General features: G+C 66.3%; 21 protein-coding genes and 2 pseudogenes. 9 read left to right on the forward strand and 14 right to left on the reverse strand.

Going from position 1 to position 19,380, the window contains the following annotated elements:
• Nucleotides 1–208 precede the first annotated feature (208 nt).
• Nucleotides 209–1,030, forward strand: coding sequence for an NAD-binding protein (locus AB0I53_RS16935; protein ID WP_358603104.1), 822 nt, complete (start codon nt 209–211; stop codon nt 1,028–1,030).
• Between the two features lie 15 nt (nt 1,031–1,045).
• Nucleotides 1,046–1,216 (forward strand): hypothetical protein, encoded by a 171-nt coding sequence (locus AB0I53_RS16940; RefSeq protein WP_358603107.1) that lies wholly within the window; start codon nt 1,046–1,048, stop codon nt 1,214–1,216.
• 226 nt (nt 1,217–1,442) lie between these two features.
• Here AB0I53_RS16940 and AB0I53_RS16945 read toward each other — a convergent pair whose 3' ends face one another.
• Together AB0I53_RS16945 and AB0I53_RS16950 are read right to left on the reverse strand one after the other, a co-directional pair.
• Nucleotides 1,443–2,258: a DUF899 domain-containing protein gene (locus tag AB0I53_RS16945; RefSeq protein ID WP_358603109.1), complete on the reverse strand. Its 816-nt coding sequence runs from the start codon at nt 2,256–2,258 to the stop codon at nt 1,443–1,445.
• A gap of 375 nt (nt 2,259–2,633) precedes the next feature.
• On the reverse strand, nt 2,634–3,527 hold the full coding sequence (locus tag AB0I53_RS16950; protein ID WP_358603112.1) for an NADP-dependent oxidoreductase: 894 nt from the start codon (nt 3,525–3,527) through the stop codon (nt 2,634–2,636).
• A gap of 70 nt (nt 3,528–3,597) precedes the next feature.
• Here AB0I53_RS16950 and AB0I53_RS16955 point away from each other — a divergent pair, with 70 nt between their 5' ends.
• Nucleotides 3,598–4,185: a helix-turn-helix domain-containing protein gene (locus AB0I53_RS16955; protein WP_358603115.1), complete on the forward strand. Its 588-nt coding sequence runs from the start codon at nt 3,598–3,600 to the stop codon at nt 4,183–4,185.
• Nucleotides 4,186–4,408: 223 nt separating this feature from the next.
• Here AB0I53_RS16955 and AB0I53_RS16960 read toward each other — a convergent pair whose 3' ends face one another.
• The 4 genes from AB0I53_RS16960 to AB0I53_RS16975 form a co-directional block, all read right to left on the reverse strand.
• A complete protein-coding gene (locus AB0I53_RS16960; protein WP_358603118.1) occupies nt 4,409–5,593 on the reverse strand; it encodes a globin domain-containing protein in 1,185 nt (394 codons plus the stop codon).
• 75 nt (nt 5,594–5,668) lie between these two features.
• The gene (locus tag AB0I53_RS16965) at nt 5,669–6,115 is read right to left on the reverse strand and encodes an Rrf2 family transcriptional regulator (protein ID WP_358603121.1); all 447 of its coding nucleotides are present in this window, start codon (nt 6,113–6,115) and stop codon (nt 5,669–5,671) included.
• A 474-nt stretch (nt 6,116–6,589) separates the two neighbouring features.
• Nucleotides 6,590–7,612, reverse strand: a complete 1,023-nt coding sequence (locus AB0I53_RS16970; protein ID WP_358603124.1) for an LLM class flavin-dependent oxidoreductase — start codon at nt 7,610–7,612, stop codon at nt 6,590–6,592.
• A 96-nt stretch (nt 7,613–7,708) separates the two neighbouring features.
• On the reverse strand, nt 7,709–8,935 hold the full coding sequence (locus AB0I53_RS16975; RefSeq protein WP_358603127.1) for a PLP-dependent aspartate aminotransferase family protein: 1,227 nt from the start codon (nt 8,933–8,935) through the stop codon (nt 7,709–7,711).
• Between the two features lie 99 nt (nt 8,936–9,034).
• Between AB0I53_RS16975 and AB0I53_RS16980 the strand changes: the two genes are divergently transcribed.
• Together AB0I53_RS16980 and AB0I53_RS16985 are read left to right on the forward strand one after the other, a co-directional pair.
• A complete protein-coding gene (locus AB0I53_RS16980; protein WP_358603130.1) occupies nt 9,035–9,538 on the forward strand; it encodes an Lrp/AsnC family transcriptional regulator in 504 nt (167 codons plus the stop codon).
• A gap of 160 nt (nt 9,539–9,698) precedes the next feature.
• Nucleotides 9,699–11,108 carry a cellulase family glycosylhydrolase gene (locus tag AB0I53_RS16985; protein WP_358603133.1) on the forward strand — a complete coding sequence of 470 codons (1,410 nt, stop codon included), beginning with the start codon at nt 9,699–9,701 and terminating at the stop codon, nt 11,106–11,108.
• Between the two features lie 164 nt (nt 11,109–11,272).
• Here the strand turns inward: AB0I53_RS16985 and AB0I53_RS16990 are convergent, their stop codons facing one another.
• Both AB0I53_RS16990 and AB0I53_RS16995 read right to left on the reverse strand, forming a co-directional pair.
• On the reverse strand, nt 11,273–11,857 hold the full coding sequence (locus AB0I53_RS16990; RefSeq protein ID WP_358603137.1) for an O-methyltransferase: 585 nt from the start codon (nt 11,855–11,857) through the stop codon (nt 11,273–11,275).
• Nucleotides 11,858–11,939: 82 nt separating this feature from the next.
• Nucleotides 11,940–12,215 carry a hypothetical protein gene (locus tag AB0I53_RS16995; RefSeq protein WP_358603140.1) on the reverse strand — a complete coding sequence of 92 codons (276 nt, stop codon included), beginning with the start codon at nt 12,213–12,215 and terminating at the stop codon, nt 11,940–11,942.
• A gap of 175 nt (nt 12,216–12,390) precedes the next feature.
• On the opposite strand from AB0I53_RS16995, the gene AB0I53_RS17000 reads away from it, so the two are divergent.
• From AB0I53_RS17000 to AB0I53_RS17010, 3 genes are read left to right on the forward strand one after another with little or no spacing between them, the layout of a single operon-like run.
• The gene (locus AB0I53_RS17000; RefSeq protein ID WP_358603143.1) at nt 12,391–13,095 is read left to right on the forward strand and encodes a metalloregulator ArsR/SmtB family transcription factor; all 705 of its coding nucleotides are present in this window, start codon (nt 12,391–12,393) and stop codon (nt 13,093–13,095) included.
• Nucleotides 13,096–13,154: 59 nt separating this feature from the next.
• Entirely contained in the window at nt 13,155–13,322 is a 168-nt protein-coding gene (locus tag AB0I53_RS17005; RefSeq protein WP_358603146.1) for a hypothetical protein, read from the forward strand.
• A 7-nt stretch (nt 13,323–13,329) separates the two neighbouring features.
• On the forward strand, nt 13,330–14,199 hold the full coding sequence (locus tag AB0I53_RS17010; protein ID WP_358603149.1) for an alpha/beta hydrolase: 870 nt from the start codon (nt 13,330–13,332) through the stop codon (nt 14,197–14,199).
• Nucleotides 14,200–14,442: 243 nt separating this feature from the next.
• Here AB0I53_RS17010 and AB0I53_RS17015 read toward each other — a convergent pair whose 3' ends face one another.
• From AB0I53_RS17015 to AB0I53_RS17025, 3 genes are all read right to left on the reverse strand, one after another.
• A complete protein-coding gene (locus AB0I53_RS17015) occupies nt 14,443–15,573 on the reverse strand; it encodes an FAD-dependent oxidoreductase (RefSeq protein WP_358603152.1) in 1,131 nt (376 codons plus the stop codon).
• A gap of 35 nt (nt 15,574–15,608) precedes the next feature.
• Entirely contained in the window at nt 15,609–17,072 is a 1,464-nt protein-coding gene (locus AB0I53_RS17020) for an oligopeptide:H+ symporter (protein ID WP_358603155.1), read from the reverse strand.
• 72 nt (nt 17,073–17,144) lie between these two features.
• Nucleotides 17,145–17,714, reverse strand: coding sequence for a cupin domain-containing protein (locus AB0I53_RS17025; protein WP_358603158.1), 570 nt, complete (start codon nt 17,712–17,714; stop codon nt 17,145–17,147).
• 351 nt (nt 17,715–18,065) lie between these two features.
• Between AB0I53_RS17025 and AB0I53_RS17030 the strand changes: the two genes are divergently transcribed.
• The gene (locus AB0I53_RS17030; protein ID WP_358603161.1) at nt 18,066–18,317 is read left to right on the forward strand and encodes a hypothetical protein; all 252 of its coding nucleotides are present in this window, start codon (nt 18,066–18,068) and stop codon (nt 18,315–18,317) included.
• Here AB0I53_RS17030 and AB0I53_RS17035 read toward each other — a convergent pair.
• From AB0I53_RS17035 to AB0I53_RS17045, 3 genes and pseudogenes are all read right to left on the reverse strand, one after another.
• A pseudogene (locus AB0I53_RS17035) lies at nt 18,314–18,497 on the reverse strand (IS256 family transposase); the annotation flags it as partial. The gene AB0I53_RS17030 and the pseudogene AB0I53_RS17035 overlap by 4 nt on opposite strands.
• Nucleotides 18,498–18,520: 23 nt before the next feature.
• Nucleotides 18,521–18,991, reverse strand: a complete 471-nt coding sequence (locus AB0I53_RS17040; protein ID WP_358603164.1) for a hypothetical protein — start codon at nt 18,989–18,991, stop codon at nt 18,521–18,523.
• A 57-nt stretch (nt 18,992–19,048) separates the two neighbouring features.
• Nucleotides 19,049–19,364, reverse strand: a pseudogene (locus tag AB0I53_RS17045) (transposase); the annotation flags it as partial.
• Nucleotides 19,365–19,380: the final 16 nt, after the last annotated feature.

Consider the following 19,380-nt stretch of genomic DNA (forward strand, 5'->3'; position numbering starts at 1 on the left):
AACTCACCCCGAACACGCTCCACCGCACCAAGATCCACACCGAGATCATCACCCACGCCCACCCACAAGATCAAGACTTAACGAAGTACTACTAGCCGTCGAGCACACCACTCGAGTTAGGCGGACGCTACACCTGCCTGCCCCGTGGCGAAGCCGATTCCGCATGCTCCGCAGCCAATTCCGGCCGGTGGAGACCTCATCACGAGCGATGCTCACCGGACTCGCCGGCCTGCTGCTCGTGCTCGCCCTCGACAGCGTCCTGGCCTGGGCCGTCCTCCAGGAGCACTGGGCCGACGCGATCTGGAACGCCGCGCGCACCTTGACCACGGTCGGCTCTTCCCCCGCCATCGAGCACGCCTCCGCTTGGTACAAGCTGTTCTCCGCGACATCCATGCTGGCGGTGCTCGCGTTGGCGGCGACGTTCACCGCGGGTTTCGTGGACCGGCTCATGTCGCGACGACTCACCGGCATCGTCGGTTCCCGGGCTGTTCCGCGCCGCAACCATGTCGTGGTGGTCGGGCTCGGCCAGGTCGCGCTGCGGCTGTGCTGTGAGCTGCAGGCGATGGGAATCCCCGTGGTGGCCGTCGAACGAGACCGCCACGCGCCGTGCTTGCCGCTGGCACGCGAACTCGGCATCCCCGTGGTTCTGGGACGCGGCGGCGATCGCTTCCTGCTGCAACGCCTCTCCTTGCCGAAGGCCAGAGCACTGGCGGCGGTTTCGTCCGACGGCCTGGAGAACATCGCCGTCGCGGTGACCGCCCGGGCCGTCGCGCCTCAGCTGCGAATCGTGCTGCGCGCCGGAGGAGACGACGTGACCGCGGAATCCCAGTCGTTGTTCCGCATCGGAGCGGTCTGCGACGTCACCCGCATCGCGGGCCCGTTCGTCGCGGCAAGGCTGCTCGGCCTGAAACCGCTGAGCGTCTTCACCCTGCGCGACCGCACCTGCGCATTGTTCGGCCGCGACACCGTGGTCGACCTCGCGCACTGGACGACCCGTTCCACGGAGAACACCGCCATTTCCAACAACTGAAGTCAGGAAGAGTTGATGCAGATGCCTCAACAGTCCCATGTAGACACGCCGAATACGAACCTCACCTCGGCGAACGATTCAACAGCCACCACGCCAGATTCGGCGCAGTGGTCACACCAGGACACCCACCCCGAAGCGGCGTTCTACGACCACGAAGAGAGCCACCTGATCCTCGGCTACAACTGACGATCAGCCGAAGAGCGCACCGCGGCAACGCCTTCGTGCCCAGCGGTCCCACCTTGCGGTGAGCATCCGGCCTGCCGCCCTGGATTGGGGCGAGCGCGTGCACGCGGTCGTCGAGATGAGCAGGGCATGACGAGTGCCGACACTGGGACGATACGTGCGAGCCCAGAGAACTCCTCTCCTATCAGGAGTCCTTCACCTCCGGGCAAACCGCCCACCGACCAAGCGGTCAGTGGTGGTGGTCGTGCCGGCCGAGGGTCTCGACGGGGGTCGCGCCGGGGCGGGTCCATTGCGGCACGGGTCGGCTGGTCGGACCCCAGGTGGCGACGCCGTCGGCGTCCGTGCGCCAGTACCAGCAGATCGGCGAGCCATGCCCACCGACCGGCGAGTCGGCCTGAGGGGCCTCGGGCCAGCCCTCGGGGTTGTCCTCCCATGCCTCGCGGCGGCCGTAAGGCGTCATGTCGAGCAGGCCGAGGGACCCGTTGACCGGCTCGTTGCCACGGCTCGTCGTGGAGTAGGTGAGGAACACGCGGTCGCCGTCGCGCAGGAAGCAGGTGAGGTAGCCCATGCTGCCGCCGACCGGCTCGTCCAGGTCGCGCACCGAGTACCAGGGCTGGGTGTAGCCCATGAACTCGACGTAGGAGGCCACCTCGTCCCAACGGCCCGTGGTCAGGATGGCGAACGAGACGCCGCGGGCGTTGAGGTAGACGGCGTCCTTCAGGTGCCAGGCCGTGGTGGTGCAGCCCTCGCACTGCCCCTGGTGCGGCGCGCCGTCGTGCCACATGTGCTTGTAGACGACGAGCTCGTCGCGGCCCTGGAACAGGTCCAGGAACGGGACCGGGCCGTCGGGTCCGACGACCTCGACCGTCCCGTCGAACTCCACCATCGGCAGCCGGCGGCGGGCAGCGGCGATGGCGTCGCCCTCGCGGGTGTGGGCCTTCTCGCGGGCCAGGAGCTCGTCACGGGCGGCCTGCCAAGTGGCCAGGTCGACGACGGGCGGCCGGCCGGGCAGCGCGGTGGCCGGGTCGTCTGGCGTGGTCGTCATGGTGTCCTCCGTGGTGTCTCGTGCCGCGCAGCGTCGTACGGCGGTCACCAGAACAGACTCGCGACCCGGCCAGAACTCATCGCGGCAGAGGGCGCCCTCGGCCGAGCGGACGCGGACCACGTCGGGCCGACAAGTTCACAGACGCCCTCTCAGATACCTCGGGCATGCCACATGAACTGACCTCCCCACTGAGCTCATCCACCGAAACCCCTTAATCAGCCGGGCAACCCGACCAAGTCGGTCATTGCGCGAACCGCATGCTGCGAGCACCAGCTCGAAGACCTGCAGCCATCCCTGCCCGGCGGACTCGGCAACGAGAAGCACGTTCAACACCGCCAAGGAATTCAGCTTGCCGGGCCGTGCGCAGGAAACGGCTCAGACGACCACGACGCGGCGCCCGCGCGTGTGACCGGCATGGCTGTCGATGTGCGCCGCCGCAGCCTCGGCGAGCGTGTACGACTTCTCGACCGGGATGTGGAGCTTTCCCCGCGAGATGAGGCCGGCGGCCTCGGCGAGCGCTTCCGGCACGCTCCCGGCCACGCCGGAGAATCTGACACCGAGCTCCGGCGCACCGAGATCGGCGATGGAGACCACCTTCTGCGGATCCCCGGTCAGCTCGACGAGCTCGCGGATCACGCCCGAGCCGGCCAGATCGAGGGCCGCGTCGACATGGCCGAGCTGCCGCACCCGCTCGACCCAGCCCTCGCCGTACGTCGTGGCGAGGGCACCCAGGCTGCGCAGATAGTCCTGGTTCGCGGCCCCGGCGGTGCCGATCACCGTGATGCCGCGGTCGCGGGCGATCTGCAGCACCGCCGATCCGACTCCCCCGGACGCACCGCTGACCAGCAGTGTCTGTCCGGGCTGCGCACCGACCTCGCGGATGATGCGCAGCGCGGTCTCCACCACGGAGGGGTACCCGGCGGCCTCTTCGAACGTCAGCCCCCCGGGCATTCGGGCCCAGGCCGACAGCACGGCGAACTCGGCGTAGGTGCTGGAGCCTTCGCCGAACACGTGGTCGCCGACCTCTACACCTTCGACGCCATCGCCGACCTCGTCCACCACCCCAGCGGCGTCCAGCCCGACTCCGGCGGGCAACTCGATCGGATGGGCCTTCAGGACCTGGCCTTCACGGACCCTCCAGTCGACGGGATTCACGCCCGCCGCCCGCACGGCGATGCGTACCTGGCCGGGGCCCGCGTGGGGCTCCTCGGCATCTATGAGTTGCAGAACGTCCGGACCGCCGAACTCGGCGAAGCTCACCTTCTTCATGCGGTAGACCGTAGCACTAACAGTTAGCCTTTTGGAACGGATCCACATTTGTATCTGATAGCGTTAGGGCATGACCGTGCCGTCCGGACGCCGTGAGCGCAAGAAGGCCGCGACCCGCCAGAAGATCGCTGACACCGCTATGCAGCTCTTCCTGGAACGCGGGTACGACGCGGTGGGCATCCGTGAAGTGGCCGCTGAGGCCGACGTGGCCGTCACCACGCTCTTCTCCCATTTCGCCTCCAAAGAGGCCCTGGTGTTCGAGCAGGACGAAGACTTCGAGCAACGCCTCACGCAGGCGGTCACCGGCCGGGCGCCGAGCGAGCCGCTCATCCCTGCGCTGCGCCGCGAGATCCAGGCCCTGGTGCGACATTGCACGGCGGAGGGCGCCGCCCCGATCTGGCGCATGATCGAGGAATCACCCGCCCTGCGGAAGTACGAGGAGTCGATGAGGCTGCGCCACGCGGAGTCACTGGCAACGGCCATCGCTGCCGTTCCCGACCTGTCACAGACCACAACGGCCTGCCGGACGATCGCGAGGTTCGTGATCGACGCCTATTCGCTGGCCCGTGAGGCGGCCGATCCGGACGCCGCGGTGGACGAGATCTTCCGGATGATCGAGGCGGCCTGGGAGGCCACCTGCCCTTCTCGGCGTGCGTGAGGAACTGCTCCTCCAGGTAGAACAGGGGCCGGTCGGGCTGTTACGAGTCGCTGAACGCTTGGTTTCGACTTCAATCCGCTCGAGCAGCTGGCTCACGTCGTCCCGTGCTGAACCGCTCCAGCTCGCCCTCGCCGATCATCGAATGATCTCTCCAAGGCCCCTGCGGCCCAACGACTCTCCAATGTGCACCTTCTCCGCGGCCCTGCGGACAGCCCAGGCACCGTCAGTCCTGGCCGAGCCAGAGGTCCGGGCCGAAGACCTCGTAGTGGATGTCGGCCGCCGGGACGCCGAGTTCGCGGAGTTGGGCGCGGGCCGCGCGCAGGAACGGCAACGGGCCACACAGGTAGGCCGTGATGCCCTTCGGGATGCTGATCGCGGTCAGGTCGACCAGGCCGGCGCGGTCGGTCGGCCAGGGACTTTCGGGGGCTTCGTACCAGACGTGGGCGGTGGCGTTGGGCAGCTTCGCGACGAGTTGGTCGAGGTCGGCGCGGAATGCGTGGGCGCCCTGCGCGCGGTCGGCGTGCACGGCGATGACCTGGCGCGGCGAGTCGGTGGCCACCAGGTGGTTGAGCATGCTGATCATCGGCGTGCAGCCGATGCCGGCGGAGGCGAGCAGGACCGGACCGTCGCCGTCATCGAGGGTGACATCACCGAAAGGCGCCCCGATCCGGAGGATGTCGCCTTCGGCGATGCGCTCGTGCAGATGGTTGGAGACCTCGCCGTCGGGTTGACCGACGACCTTCTTGACCGTGAACTGCAATGCGTCGGCGGGCGCGCCGGAGAGGCTGTACTGGCGGATCTGACGCGCCCCGTCCGGCAGTTCGACCTGCACGGACACGTACTGGCCGGGGCGCGACGCGGGGATCGGAGAACCGTCGACCGGGCGGACGATGAAGGTGACGACGTCGTCGTCGGACAGGCGGCCCACGACGCGGTACTCGCGCCAGACGTCGCCGTCGGGGATGCCCGCCTCGGCGTAGAGGCGGGCTTCGATCGCGATGAGCGCGTCCGCCATCGACCAGTAGACCTCGCTCCAGGCGGCGGCGACTTCGTCCGTGACGGCCTCGCCCAGCACCTCGGCGATGGCTGCGAACAGGTTGGTGTGCACGATCGAGTACTGGTCGGGCGTGATCCCGAGGGATGCGTGCTTGTGCGCGATGCGGCTCAGCATCGCCTCGGGCGGGGTGCCGGGATATTCCAGGAGAGCCGAGCCGAACGCTGCGATCGATCCGGCTAGGGCCTGTTGCTGCGCACCGCTTGCCTGGTTGCCCCGGTTGAACAGGTCGCGCAGCAAGCCGGGGTGGGCGGCGAAGAGCTTGTCGTAGAACACCGACGCGATCTCGCCGATGGCGCCGCTGACCGCCGGCAGGGTGGCGCGCACCGTTTCGATCGATCTCTCGGACAACATCGGCGAACTCCAAACTGGTATTCAAGATTCGTATTTTTGGCCGCAATGGACCATTGGGCGTGGCGCATTCCGGGGTCAGTCCGCCGGAAGTCTGGAGGACAGGCTCAGCAGGACCGGGCCGGTGGGGGCGGCCACCAGGTCCTCGATGGTGATCGGGTCGAGCGCGGCGTAGAAGGCGTCCTGGGCGTTGCGCAGCGCCGTGCGCAGTCGACATGCCGACCGCAGCGGACAGGGCGGATCGTCCTCGCAGCCCACCACATCGCCCACGCCTTCGAGATCGCGGACGAGCCGACCGAGAGACCCGGTGCGCCCCAACTGGGTCAGAGCAAGGCCGCCACCGCGGCCCCGGCGGGCCTCGACGACACCCAGGCGCTGCAACAGGGTGACGACCTTCGCGGCATGGCTGTAGGGAACAGCGACGGCGTCGGCGACCTCGCGCGTCGTCGGCGCGGTCTCTTCGTCCAGAACCGCCAGGCGCATCGCGATCCGCAGAGCGAGGTCTGTTCGCTTGGTCAGCCGCACGAGCCCAACCCTAGATAACTGGAATCTCAAAATCCAAATATCTCCCGCACGTCTGTAAGGCAGCTCATACCCAGCGCCCGCGCAGAACGGTCGGCAACCACAGGGAAACGGTCAGTGGCCGTCAAGCTCGACGTCGAAGTCGTCTTCCCCGGTCGCGATCGTCAGACAGGATCCGAACCTGCTCCCCCTTGATCCCCAGAAATGTCCACAAGAGACACTGGTATGCGAAAATCCAGAAACCGCAGGAGAAGCCGACGCAGCTTGCTTGCGTTCAGCGCGCTACACCGCGGCCCAAGTCAACACAATCCTCCCATCGGCGGAGTCCGCCCTGGCCGTCGATCAGCGCCGTGGCGCCCTCGGTCCTGCCGTGCAGGTAGGCCCGACGACCGGAGTAGCGGGCTCCTCACCTGGTGACCGCGCACGGCTGCCTCGGTGGCGACGTTGCCTCCGGCGCGGCGGGACCGCCGATGGATGTCAGCGCCAGCCGAGCGCGGGCGCGACGTGGGTGAGGATGCTGTCCAGCACGTGACTGTTGTAGTCCACCCCGAGCTGGTTGGGCACGGTCAACAGCAGCGTGTCAGCCTCCGCGATCGCCTCGTCCTCGGCCAGTTGCTGCACCAGCACGTCGGGCTCGGCGGCGTAGGTACGGCCGAAGATGGCCCGCGTGTTCGCGTCGATGTAGCCGATGTGGTCCTCGCTGCCGCCGTCGCGGCCGAAGTACGCGCGGTCCAGGTCATTGGTGAGCGCGAAGATGCTGCGCGACACCGACACGCGCGGTTCGCGCTGCCACCCCACCTCGGCCCACACCTTGCGGAACGCCCGGATCTGCTCGGCCTGCTGCACGTGGAACGGCGCCCCGCCCTCATCGTCCTTGAGGGTCGAGCTCATCAGGTTCATGCCGAGCTTGGCCGCCCAGGCCGCGGTGCCGTTGGAGGCGGCACCCCACCAGATCCGTTCCCGCAACCCCTCCGAGTACGGCTCGATGCGCAGCAACCCGGGCGGGTTGGCGAACATCGGACGCGGGTTCGGCTCGGCGAACCCCTTGCCTTCCAGCACCTTCAGCAACACCTCGGCGTGGCTGCGACCCATGTCGGCGTCGGTCTCGCCCTCGCTTGGCTGGTAGCCGAAATACCGCCACCCGTCGATCACCTGCTCCGGCGAACCACGACTGACGCCGAGCTGGAGCCTGCCGCCGGAGATCAGGTCCGCCGCCCCGGCATCCTCTGCCATGTACATCGGGTTCTCGTACCGCATGTCGATCACGCCGGTGCCGATCTCGATGCGTGAGGTCCGGGCACCGATCGCGGCCAGCAACGGAAACGGCGAACCCTGCTGCCGGGCGAAGTGGTGCACCCGGAAGTAAGCCCCGTCGGCACCGAGCTCCTCCGCCGCCACAGCCAGATCGATGGCCTGCAGCAACGAATCCGACGCCGTCCTGGTCTCCGAATGCGGAGTGTCGGACCAATGCCCGAAGGACAGGAACCCGATGCGTTTCATGACCGCTGCAACACCGCAGCCCACTGGTTGATTCCTCGACCAGGCCTGTGACCGACACGACGTGCCAACGAATGGCCCGGCAACAGCAACGTCCGCTCAGCGTCCTGAACCGGGTGCTCCGCTGCTTGCGGCCTCCACCAGCCCGCCGGTCAAGGCGGCGGCGAGGGCCTGATCGAGGTCGCCGCGCAGGTCTTCGACGTCCTCCAGGCCGATGGACAGCCGCAGGATGTCCGCACCCGGGCGAGCCCCTTCCGGAACCGGGCGGTGAGTCAGCGCCGCCGGATGCTCGATGAGCGAGTCCACTCCGCCCAGCGAGACGGCGTGGGTGAACAGCTGAACGCGGTCGGTGACCCGCATCGCGTGCTCGTGACCACCTGCGAGCTGGATGGAGATCATGGCGCCCGACCCGCTCATCTGGCGTCCGAGGAGAGCTGCGCCGTTGCCGTCCAGTCCTGGGTAGTACACGTGTCGGACTCCGGGCCGGAAGCGCAGCCAATCGGCCAGTTCCGCAGCCGTCTCCTGCTGCGTTCGGACGCGGACCGGCAGTGTGGCGAGCCCTCGGTGCAACAGGTACCCGGCCATCGGGTGCAGCAGTGCTCCGGTCACTGCGCGGACCCGGCGCAACGCCGCCGACCATCCCACATCGGCCGCGACAACACCGCCGACCACATCGCCATGACCGCCGAGGTACTTCGTGGCGCTGTGCAGCACCAGGTCCGCGCCGTGCAGGGCAGGTTGCTGGAGCACGGGGGTGGCGAAGGTGTTGTCCACCAGCACCGGGCACCCGGCCGCTGCGGTCACCACGGCACTGATGTCGGTGAGCTCCAGGGTGGGATTGGCGGGCGTCTCGACCACCACCAGGCAGGTGTGCCCCGTCACCGCGTCGGCGACCTGGTGCGGTTCGCAGTAGGTGACCTCGACGTCGAGAAGCCCCGATGCGAGGAGGTGATCGGTGCCCCCGTACAGCGGCCGCACGGCCACGACGTGGCGGCCCCCGCGTTCGGCCTTGGCCGCCAGTACCGATGCTGTCATGGCGGCCATTCCGGAGGAGAACGCCACAGCATCTTCCGTTCGCTCCAGCTGCGCCAACGCCGACTCGAACCGGGCGACTGTCGGATTCCACAACCGCGCGTACACGGCGCCGCCCTCGGCGAGCGGCCGGCCACCACCGGCCATGGACTCGTAGGAGGCGCCACCGGACTCGGAGTCGGGCAGCGGGTTGGTCGATGAGAGGTCGATCGGCGGGGCGTGCACGCCGAGTCGGGTCAGGTCTTCCCGGCCTGCGTGGACGGCCAGCGAATCGAAGCGAGCACCCTTGGTCATGCGCCGTAGCATGCAAGAAAACATCGGTGTGGAGCGCAATCGATGAAGGAACCTCGGTCAACAGCGAGATCACCGAAGATCGTGGCGGAAGGTGGCGTGGTGAAGGTGGCCAGATCGAGGAATTCGCCGGAGCAGGCCGGGCTGGACGCCACCGATCTGGAGATCCTGGCCGAGCTCGCGGCCGACGGCCGCATCACCAACGCCGCGCTGGCCGCGCGGGTCGGCATTGCGGAATCGACCTGCATCCACCGAGTGCGCGCGCTGCGGGAGGCCGGGGTCATCGCGGGGTTCCACGCACAGCTCGACCTCGCCGCGCTCGGTCTGCCGATCCAGGCGCTCATCAAGGTGCGGTTGGGCAGCCACAATCGCGACGAGGTGCTCAGATTCCACGCCAAGCTCGCGAAGATCCCCGGCATGCTGACCGCGTTCCACGTCGCCGGTGAGGACGACTACCTCCTGCACGTCGCCGTCGCGTCCCCGGAAGTGCTGCGCGACTTGGTCTTGGAACACATCAACGTCCACCGGGCCGTCCGGCAAACCGAGACCCAGCTGGTGTTCAACGTCCTCCCCGGCACCGGCCCGCTGGCCGCCGCCCGGCCTTGAGCACAGCGTTCCGGGCCGGGTGACACCGCGTGGCACCTGCGCGAAGACTGCCTGTGCCTCACTGGACCAGGAACCCAGCAAACCGAGGCAGGCACACCCTGGCCAAACGTGAGAACTATTCATATACTCCTGGTCCGGTGGTGATTCGACAGGAGGCAGCATGTTGCGGTTGCCCAGGTTGTTGCTCGTCCTCGCGCTCACATTGACCATGGTGGGCGCCGCGGCCCCGGTACAGGCCGCAACCGCCGATCCCCCGCTGCGCATCGACGGTCGCTGGTTCGTCGACGAGCAGAACCGCGTGGTGCTGCTGCACGGCGTGAACAATGTCGACAAGGACGCTCCGTACATCGAGCCCGGTGACGGCTTCACGTTGACCGCGGACGACGCACGGTTGCTGGCTCGGCACGGGTTCAACACCGTTCGGCTCGGGGTGTCCTTCGACGGACTCATGCCTTCCCGAGGCGACGTCGACGAGGCCTACCTCGACCGCCTCGCCGGGGTCATCGACGTGCTGGGGGCGTCCGGGATCCACGTGTTGCTGGACAACCACCAGGACGGACTGAGCAAGAGCTGGAGCGGCAACGGTTTTCCGGAGTGGGCCATCGAGGCGCGACCGCAGTCGTGGGAGTCGAACCCGGGATTTCCCCTCTACTACCTGATGCCGAGCATGAACGCGGGCTGGGACGAGGTCTGGCACAACTCGAACGGCGTGGTCGACCACCTCGGTGACGCGCTGGCCGCGCTGGCCGCCCGGGTCGCCGACAAGCCGAACGTACTCGGCATCGAGCTGCTGAACGAACCGTGGCCCGGAACGGCCTTCCCGACCTGCTTCCCGTTCGGCTGCCCGTTGTTCGACCGCCAGTACCAAGCCGTGCACGAGGATCTGACCGAGCGGATCCGCGAGGTCTCCCCCACCCTGCCGGTGTTCTGGGAACCCAACGTCACCTGGAACCAGACCATGCCGACCCACCTCGCCGAACCGCCGCTGACTCCACCGATCGACGACCCGAACGTCGCGTTCTCCTTCCACGACTACTGCATTATCAGCCAGTCGGCGATCTACCTGGGAATGCCCAAGGAACTGATCGGCATGTGCCCGCTACAGCACGACATCACCTGGGGCAACGCCGACAAGTTCACCGAACGCACCGGAACACCGGCGCTGCTCACAGAGTTCGGCGACAACGACCCCGCGGTGCTCGGCAACTCGCTGTCGCGCGCCGACGAGCGCTTCATCGGATGGCAGTACTGGCACTACGCGAGCATCAGCGGCCCGGAACCCGAAGAGGACCCGTTCCTCGGCGAGGCCGGACGCCAACTCGTGCGCACCTATCCGCAGGCCACCGCGGGCACACCGGTCTCGATGAACTTCGACCCGGCCAACGGCGCTTTCCGCTACACCTACCGCCCCAACAGCACGGCCCTGACCGAAATCTACGTGTCCGACCTGCACTACCCGGACGGCTACACCGTCACGGCGGCCGGTGGCGAGGTCACCTCCCCACCCGGAGCACCAATCGTGACCGTGCGGGCGACCGGCAGCGAACCGGTCACGGTGAACATCCAGTAGCGATCGCTCAGGGATTCGACCCTAACCGCTTCGTGCTCCGCCGTCCGAGTTTCAACGAAGGTCCCCGCCTGGCCCGTAAGCCACGTCGAGGCCGGGCCGGCCACCACCCCACCGTGGGCCGGAGAGTGCGCACTACTCGTCAGGCAAGTTCCACCACCGGTTGGTCACGTGTCTTTCAGGATCAGCAGCTCGCCTTTGCCGATCGGGGACAGGGAGCTGAGGTAGCCGTCCGAGGCTGCGATCAGCCGGTTGAAGTCTTCCATCTGGTGGGCGTGGGAGATCGCGTTGTCGACGACGATCAGGCAGCCGTCAGCGAGGATCCGCTGCAACGAGGTCCACCAGTCGGCGTACTGGCCACGATCGCTGTCCAAGAAGATGAAGTCGTATTCGCCGGCACTCCGCGACGCGATGAATCGGCCGGCGTCGTCCGCGATCTGCCGAATGCGGGGGCGGAGCCCGGCGCGCTGGAAGTTCTGCTCGGCCATCGCGATCTTGTGAGGCGCTTGTTCGATCGTCGTGACCGAGCCGCCCTCGCCCACCGCGTCGGCGAGCCACAGCGTCGAGTAGCCGTTCGACGTCCCGATCTCCAGCACGTTCTTGCACTTGCCGACCTTGACGAGCAACGCGAGGAACATGCCGGTGTCGTGGGTGATGTTCAGCATCTTCCGGCTTCGGTCGCCGGTCGCCGCGTCGTTGGTTTCGCCGAATTCTTCCAACTCGCGCAGTAGCTCGGTCAGCCCTTTTTCCATGTTGCTTCCGCTCCTCGCTGCACGGCGCCGCACCAGTGCCCGGTCGAGTATTCCTCAGCCGAGGAGGTGGAGATCGCAGAACTCAGCCATCCGGCGAGTCCCCGCGTGCGCGGGGCCGACGCGCTGGCAATCCGCGCCGCAGCGCGAAGATCGGTGGCGGTGGACTGCGACGGTTCCGATCCCGGTGGTGGCGACTCCTCAGTACGGGGAGCGCCTCCAGCGCCCTGTCCAGCTGGCTGACCATGGCCTGGAACTCCCTGTCGCAGAGGTCGACCTCGGCGAAGAGGTACTGCCAGCCCGGGGCTCCCTTCATGACGAGCAGGTTCTCCACGTAGGACTGGCGGTCGCAAACGCCCAAGCGCGCCACCCCAATGTTCTTGCAGCCCAGCACAAGGAGCGCGCCCGCATTCGCAGCGAGAAAGGTGACCCCCGCGGAGGCCGGCCACTCGCCGTTGCGGCCTGACCGCCCCTGTTCTCCAGGGCATCCGGCCGCATCCTTGTTTCACGCTATCCTGAAGTGTTATTGTCCTGCCGTGCAATCGACTCGAACCGACGACGCACGACTGGTCCTCCTTCGGCATCTGGCAGATCCGGTTCGCCTTGGAGTGCTCGATTGGCTCGCCGAGTGCGGCCCCTCGACCGTGAGCGAACTGGCCATGCACATGGGGACGAGCGTGCCCCAACTGTCGAACCATCTGCGGCGACTTCGCAGCGGCGGACTGGTCGAGGTCGAGCGAGTCGGCCGCCAAGCCATTTATCGGCTCGCCGACGAACAGATCACCAACTTGCTCAGCACGCTCGGCGCCATCGTCGGTTTCACGACGAACGAGACGTCCTATGCGCACCCGTTCATGTTGGCTCGCACGTGCTTCGATCATCTCGCCGGAAGACTTGGCGTCTCCCTCTTCGAGCGACTCATGGAACTGAAAGCCGTTCGGTCGACGGGTGGCGCCGACGTCGGGCTGGGACCGGAGGCCAACGATGTCTTTGCTCGGCTCGGCATCGTTCCAAGTGATGTCCGTGCGGGGCGACGGCGTTTCGCTTCCACTTGCCCGGACGCCACTGAGCGGCGACCTCATCTCGGCGGGGTGCTCGCAGCGGTGCTGGCCAAGTCCCTTGAGGACAAGGGCTGGCTATCCGTGCGACGGGACCGCCGTGAAATTGAGATAACGGCGGCCGGACGCCAGGGGCTGCGGACGGCACTGCAGATAAACGTCGACGATCCGAGCGGCCTGTGAGCACCTCCCACTCGCCCAAACCGACCGGTCCTTCAACCAGAAGGAAAAGGGGCCACCGCGTGAACAGCGCCAATTCGTCGGCTACCGAGCCCGAAACCGCAAAAGCGCAACTGGCAGCCGCATTTCGCGCCGCCGCGATGTACGGCTTCGTTGAAGGCATCGACAACCATTTCAGCCTGACCATGCCCGGCAGGCCGGATCAGGCCGCGCCAAGCGCCGATCGGTAGGTACCTGATGTTCGACGGGTTCACGCAGCGACGGATCATGTGTGCCGACGGTGTCGAGATCAACGCGGTGGTGGGCGGATCGGGGTCACCGGTACTACTCCTGCATGGATGCCCCCAAACCTCCGCGATGTGGCGCGAGGTCGCCCCCAAGCTTGCAGAGCGGTTCACCGTTGTCGCTACCGATCTGCGGGGCTACGGCTCGAGTTCACAACCCGTCGGCCACCCGGACCATTCGAACTATTCGTTCCGCGCCATGGCACGCGACCAAGTGCAGGTCATGGAAGCACTCGGCTTCCCGCGCTTCCGAGTCGCGGGCCACGACCGCGGCGGACGTGTTGTACACCGTCTCGCCCTCGATCATCCCGATCGGATCCAGCAAGCCGCAGTGCTCGACATCCTCCCCACTCTGACCCTCTACGACCACGCGGATCGCACTTTCGCGTCCGCGTACTGGGAATGGTTCTTCTTCACGCAGGAAGGAGACTTCCCGGAAAGTCTGATCACTGCCGCCCCTGAATCATTCCTTCGACACGAGCTCGGACACCTTGTCGATCGGGGCGTGATCACCGCAGATGCCTGGGAGGCCTACTCGCGAGCCATCGCGAACCCACGTGCGGTCCACGGAATGTGCGAGGACTACCGCGCGGGTGCGACGGTCGACCTCGAACATGACCGCCTCGATCTCGACCGGCGAATCGAGTGCCCGCTTCTGGTCATCTGGGGTGCGGAGAACATCGTCTGGAGTCGCTTCGACATGCTGGCCGTCTGGCAGAAACGGGCTCGCACCGTGCAGGGCGCCAGTGTTCCTTGCGGCCATTACCTGGCTGAAGAAGAACCGGAAATCACAACGGAACTCCTGAACGAGTTCTTCCAATAGGTCGGCCAGGTGCTCGCCGCACCAGATCCAACGCGGAACAGCGGGCCGGGTGCGCCACAAGAGGGTCGATGAGCGCGCTGGCGAAGAGGTCCCGGGAAGGAATCGCGATGCATCGGCGGTACCAACGGCGTGTCCTCGACGAGGTGGAACGACGGTTGCGCCCGGCTTCGAGGTTGCTCGTGGATCATGACTGGACAGCGCCCCGCTCTCGGTTCGGAGGGCGGGGCGCTGTCCGCAGTCGGGTCAGACTTGTTCGACTGGGGTGAAGGCGGTGAGGAAGGCGGCCTCGTCTCGCTGAGGCAGCGCCAAGGCCAGACGCGCTCCGATCTCACCGATCGCAGGGCAGTTCTTGAAGCCCTTGCCGGAGAAACCTGCCATCACGATGACGTTGTTCATGTTCGGGTGCGACTGCACGTACTCGACGCGGCTGTGGGTGTACGCCTCGAAGTACGTGTTCATCCGCATGGGGTAGTCCTCGAATCCGGGCAGGAACTTGCGAGTGAGTTCTCGTACCGCCGCGAGGTCCTCCTCGCTCACGTGCTGATCAGCCGTATCGGGGGACTCGATCGGCGCATGATGGGCGAAGCCCAGCCCCAGCTTCATCGCCAGTCCGTCAGCAGTGGGCAGCCCATAGGAGTAGTTGGGCTCAGTGCGGACGAACGGAAGCATGCCCTCAACGGACTCACCGGTCCTCGGAAGGAACCACGTCGAGAGCAGCCGGCGAGTCGCCAGGTAGGGGGCCATGTCCGGCAGCAGTGTCGCCGTCCAGGCACCTGCAGCCACGAGCACCCTGTCGTACTCTTCCGTGCGCCCATCAGCGGTGACGAGGACACGGTTGCCCCGCTGCTGAATGTCGGTGACCCGGGTGTGAGGCCGAAGAGTCGCTCCGTTCTCACCCGCCGCTGATGCAGCCGTGCGAATGGCGCGTTCCGGGAAGATCGTCCCGGCCCTCAGGTCCAAGATCGCCAGCTCGTCGTCGTCGATGTTGTATTGCGGGTACTCGCGCCGCACCTCCTCACGAGTCATTACACGAACCCGATCGCCGAGCAGGTCAGCGGCCTGAAGGGCGATGCGCATGGCCGGCGATGATTCCGCGCCGAAGACGAGGGCACCTCCGATGTTGCGCAGCTGCTCGCCGGTCTCGGCCTCGAGCTCTTGCCACAGCTGGTCGGCGCGTTCCACGATGGGCAAGTAGCGCAGGTCCTCCATCTCGATGTGGCGGAAGAGGCGGGATTCACCTCCTGCGGCGCCGCGGGGGTGTCCCGGATTGAAGAGCTCATACCCGGTCACCTCGCAGTCCAATTTGGATAGCTGCCACAGCGCCTGGGCTCCGATGGTGCCGGTTCCGACTACCGCGATGCGTGGTTTCATCATGGTGTTGCTTCCTCGTAGTGGGTTTGGCCAGGCACTCAACCGAGTCCCGCGTAGAGTCCACGGTGGACCGCTTTGCGGGAGAAGAAGAGGATGATGCCGGCGACCACGGCCGTCGTGCCCACCGCGACGAAGTACGTGTCGTTGGAGACGGTGGTGAAGACCTGACCGAGCAAGCCGGAAAGGGACGAGCCGAGCGCGAGCGTCAGGAAGTTCAGCGCGACCATCTGCGCGGTGAAGGCCTTCGGGCCGATCTGAGTCGCGAGAGCGAGCCCGATGGGGCCGACGAAGATCTCCGAGCTGCCAACGATGAACATGAACAGGATGATGAACGCGAACGGGATCATCTGGCCTGCTAACAGGTTGGAGATTCCGAGCATGAAGAAGAAGCCGATGCCGATCTGCACAAGACCGATGGAGAACTTGGTCCCAGCCTTGGGCTGCTTGGGGCCGAGCTTCTTCCACACGGCTGCGGCGATCGGGAGCGTGAGGACGCCCGAGAGCGAAGAGATCATCGTGATCCAGCCGACCGGGAAGGTCCAGTTGCCGATGGTCAGGTTCACCCGTTCCGCAATGAGCAGAGAGGTCGCGGTGAACTTCTGGAAGAGGAACCCGAAGTACAGGCCGGAGGCGAAGAAAAGCGGGATGAAGGAAGCCACGCGCTTCTTCTCGAATCGGGTCACGTGCTTGGCGCGCAGGATCACGGTGAAGTACGCCGCAGCGCCGACCAGCGTGAGTGTCGTAACGATGGTGGCCAGGCGCTCGGCGCGCAGCAGACCCGTCACGGCGGCCACGGCGATCACAACGACCGCACTGGCACCGATGAGGCCCACGCGAGCGAACTCGCCCTTCGGCAGCGGCTTCGTGACCTGACCGGCGCGCTCCGGCAGGTGCTTGGCGGAGATCACGTACTGGACGAGCGCGATGATCATGCCGATGGCCGCCAGGCCGAACCCGAAGTGGAAGTCCCATTGGTTCTGGGCGAACCCTGTGATCAGAGGGCCTAGCACGGCGCCGGAGTTGATCGCCATGTAGAAGTAGGAGAAGCCGGCGTCGCGGCGAGCCTCAGTCTCTTCCTCGAGGATGAAGCCGACGATCGAGGTGATGCTCGTCTTGAGCCCGCCGGTCCCGAGAATGATCAACGTCAGACCGATGCCCAGACCAGTGATTCCGGGCACGAAGGCCAAGCAGATGTGGCCGAGCGTGATGATGATCCCGCCGTAGAGAACGAGGCCCTTGGGGCTGATCAGCCGTTCGCCCAGCCAGGCCCCGAGCAGCTGCGAGAGGTACACGGCGCCGCCGTAAGCACCTGCGATACCGGCCGCAGCGGCTGGCGTCATCCCAAGGCCACCCTTGTCGAGGGCGTAGAGCAGGTAGAACGTCAGGATGCTCTGAAGACCGTAGAACGAGAAACGTTCCCAGAACTCGCTGAAGGACATTCCGCTAACGCCACGGGTCTTGGGCTGTGGCGCGCGGGTTGTCGGCGCCGCGACAAGTTTCATCGTCAGTCCTTCTAGGTAGTTGCGAGTGAGCGATAAGGCGCGGGCACAGGCCGACTGGCACTCCTGCCGATGTCAGTACGTGGGAGGGGCCATCGTCCACAGCACTCGGGCCGGGCGCTCGTGGGTGGCCTCGGCGATCTTGTGAGGTTGACCGCTGTTGTAGTGCACGGAGTCCAGCGGACCCAGGCGATGCGTCTGTTCCTCGATGGTGACTTCTACTTCGCCTTCGATGACCAGAAGGACTTCCTCGGACGCGCCGTGGGTGTAGGGCTCGGCGCCTGTGCTACCGCCAGGCTCCAGGACGCCGAGGAGCATCTCGAGGTGGTCGAACTGCGAGGGCGTGAGCTTGACCTTCGAGGCGTTCTCGCCGAAGTGGATCATGTTCGCGTCCTCGTACCGCAGGACCGGCGTCGAGGCAGTGGTCGAGCCTTGGAACAGGTCTCCGACGTTGAGTTGGATCGCGGCACAGATGCGTTGGAGGGTTCCGACACTGCCGGTCGCGATTCCGCGCTCGAGCTGGGACAAGTACCCGGCCGTGATGCCGGCCTCGTGGGCGACCTGCTCCAGGGTCTTCTGCAGAGCTCGGCGGCGTTTGCGCAACCGGTCCCCGACGGACGGCTCGGGGAGTGGCTCGGATTTCATGAGCCATGACACTACATGAACATGTGCCTGTTGCCTCAAAAAATTTAGATGCTGGTGTCAGCTGGCTTAGAAGCCAGTCTCCGTGCCCAGGATGTGCGAACCCCCGCCGCCGGGATCAAACCTTGGACGCCGGGCTCGGTACCACGGCGCAGCGGGTCGGCAGCGAGCTCGACGTGGGCGACTGCGCGCAGAAGGCCGACGCGACCGGACGTTGGAACGAGCCGACGCCGCCATGGTGGCCGTGCGACGAACAAGCAACCGGCGTTAACGCCACCCGGCGGGATTCAGCACAGTGGATCGGCGCGGTGCACCACCACAGGCGCGGGCGCGGTAGCGGCCAGGTTTGCCGCAGTGTCGTCGATGATGCTCGCCAGCGCCGCCGAAGAAGAACTCATCACCACCAACCCCGTCCGCACCCGCCGACGCGGCAAACGCCCACGCACCAAACAACAAGAACGCCTCTGGGCCACACCCACCCAAGCCGTTCAGATCGCCGACCAAACCGCCGCACTCATCGGCTCCTGGGCCGCAGCCCTCATCATCATCACCACCTGGGCACCACACCGAGAGCTATTGTCAAGATCTGTGGATCAAGATTTTTAAGCCACTTCCTCGTCGGGGCGTTCGACAAGGACACCATTGACGAACACGGCACCGGCTCGGACGAGCGCGACGAGGTGGGGTGGGTGCGTTGACCGCGCGCCAGCGGGCTTGGGCGGACTCGATCAGCTTGAACGCCATCGCCAGCCCGGCGGCACGTGAGCCCGGTCCCTTGGTGACCTTCGCGCGGTGGGCGCATCCGATGGTCATTCGGAGGCCCGGGGAGTGCGCGCAAGGTTCTCCCGGATCTTTTCGCACACGAGGTCGAGAAAAGCACCATTGGCGGGGGCCGAGTACGACATCGTCGGATCCGGGTAGATGACGACGTCCACTCGTTCTGCGGCGGAGGAGATCACAGACAGCCCGGACGACCTGCGCGCAACGTTGATCTTCACCGTGGTTGGGGCAACTCTGGCACCAGGGCTGGGAAAGGTTTGCTTCCGCACCGGTTGGCCGAGGCCAACTTTCCACAGCGAGACCGCGTCTTGGTCAACGCTGAGGATGAATCCAGCCAAGCTCTGCATGCCCAGCGTTGGACGGCACAGAAACGCGAGGCTGTTCTGACGCAGCACTACTAAGGCCCTGCGTTGGTTGCGGACCACGAGCCGCCCGTAAATCACCAGCGCGAGCAACAGCAGAAGCGCCAGTGCCACGACCAGGAGCGGGAAGACATACATCGACCGACTGTAACCTGGCCCTGGCTGGCTATTGTCAAGATCTGTGGATCAAGATTTTTAAGCCACTTCCTCGTCGGGGCGTTCGACAAGGACACCATTGACGAACACGGCACCGGCTCGGACAAGCGCGACGAGGTGGGGTGGGTGCGTTGACCGCGCGCCAGGGGGCTTGGGCGGACTCGATCAGCTTGAACGCCATCGCCAGCCCGGCGGCACGTGAGCCCGGTCCCTTGGTGACCTTCGTGCGGTGGCGCACGGTGGCGAAGGTCGACTCGATGGGGTTGGTGATGCGCAGGTGGATCCAGTGCTCGGCGGGGTAGTCGTAGAACGCCAGCAACTCGTCAAGATCGTCGGTGATTTTGGCGACCGCTTTCGTTGAGGCCGATCCG

This window comes from Saccharopolyspora sp. NPDC050389 (assembly GCF_040655595.1).
In the GTDB taxonomy this organism is placed as follows: Bacteria; Actinomycetota; Actinomycetes; order Mycobacteriales; family Pseudonocardiaceae; genus Saccharopolyspora.

Bases quoted from the DNA above. Each gene is read 5' to 3' on its own strand.
- AB0I53_RS16935 (WP_358603104.1), top strand. From the start codon at position 209: ATGCTCACCGGACTCGCCGGCCTGCTGCTCGTGCTCGCCCTCGACAGC.
- AB0I53_RS16940 (WP_358603107.1), top strand. From the start codon at position 1,046: ATGCAGATGCCTCAACAGTCCCATGTAGACACGCCGAATACGAACCTC.
- AB0I53_RS16945 (WP_358603109.1), bottom strand. From the start codon at position 2,258: ATGACGACCACGCCAGACGACCCGGCCACCGCGCTGCCCGGCCGGCCG.
- AB0I53_RS16950 (WP_358603112.1), bottom strand. From the start codon at position 3,527: ATGAAGAAGGTGAGCTTCGCCGAGTTCGGCGGTCCGGACGTTCTGCAA.
- AB0I53_RS16955 (WP_358603115.1), top strand. From the start codon at position 3,598: ATGACCGTGCCGTCCGGACGCCGTGAGCGCAAGAAGGCCGCGACCCGC.
- AB0I53_RS16960 (WP_358603118.1), bottom strand. From the start codon at position 5,593: ATGTTGTCCGAGAGATCGATCGAAACGGTGCGCGCCACCCTGCCGGCG.
- AB0I53_RS16970 (WP_358603124.1), bottom strand. From the start codon at position 7,612: ATGAAACGCATCGGGTTCCTGTCCTTCGGGCATTGGTCCGACACTCCG.
- AB0I53_RS16975 (WP_358603127.1), bottom strand. From the start codon at position 8,935: ATGACCAAGGGTGCTCGCTTCGATTCGCTGGCCGTCCACGCAGGCCGG.
- AB0I53_RS16985 (WP_358603133.1), top strand. From the start codon at position 9,699: ATGTTGCGGTTGCCCAGGTTGTTGCTCGTCCTCGCGCTCACATTGACC.
- AB0I53_RS16990 (WP_358603137.1), bottom strand. From the start codon at position 11,857: ATGGAAAAAGGGCTGACCGAGCTACTGCGCGAGTTGGAAGAATTCGGC.
- AB0I53_RS17010 (WP_358603149.1), top strand. From the start codon at position 13,330: ATGTTCGACGGGTTCACGCAGCGACGGATCATGTGTGCCGACGGTGTC.
- AB0I53_RS17015 (WP_358603152.1), bottom strand. From the start codon at position 15,573: ATGATGAAACCACGCATCGCGGTAGTCGGAACCGGCACCATCGGAGCC.
- AB0I53_RS17020 (WP_358603155.1), bottom strand. From the start codon at position 17,072: ATGAAACTTGTCGCGGCGCCGACAACCCGCGCGCCACAGCCCAAGACC.
- AB0I53_RS17025 (WP_358603158.1), bottom strand. From the start codon at position 17,714: ATGAAATCCGAGCCACTCCCCGAGCCGTCCGTCGGGGACCGGTTGCGC.
- AB0I53_RS17040 (WP_358603164.1), bottom strand. From the start codon at position 18,991: ATGTATGTCTTCCCGCTCCTGGTCGTGGCACTGGCGCTTCTGCTGTTG.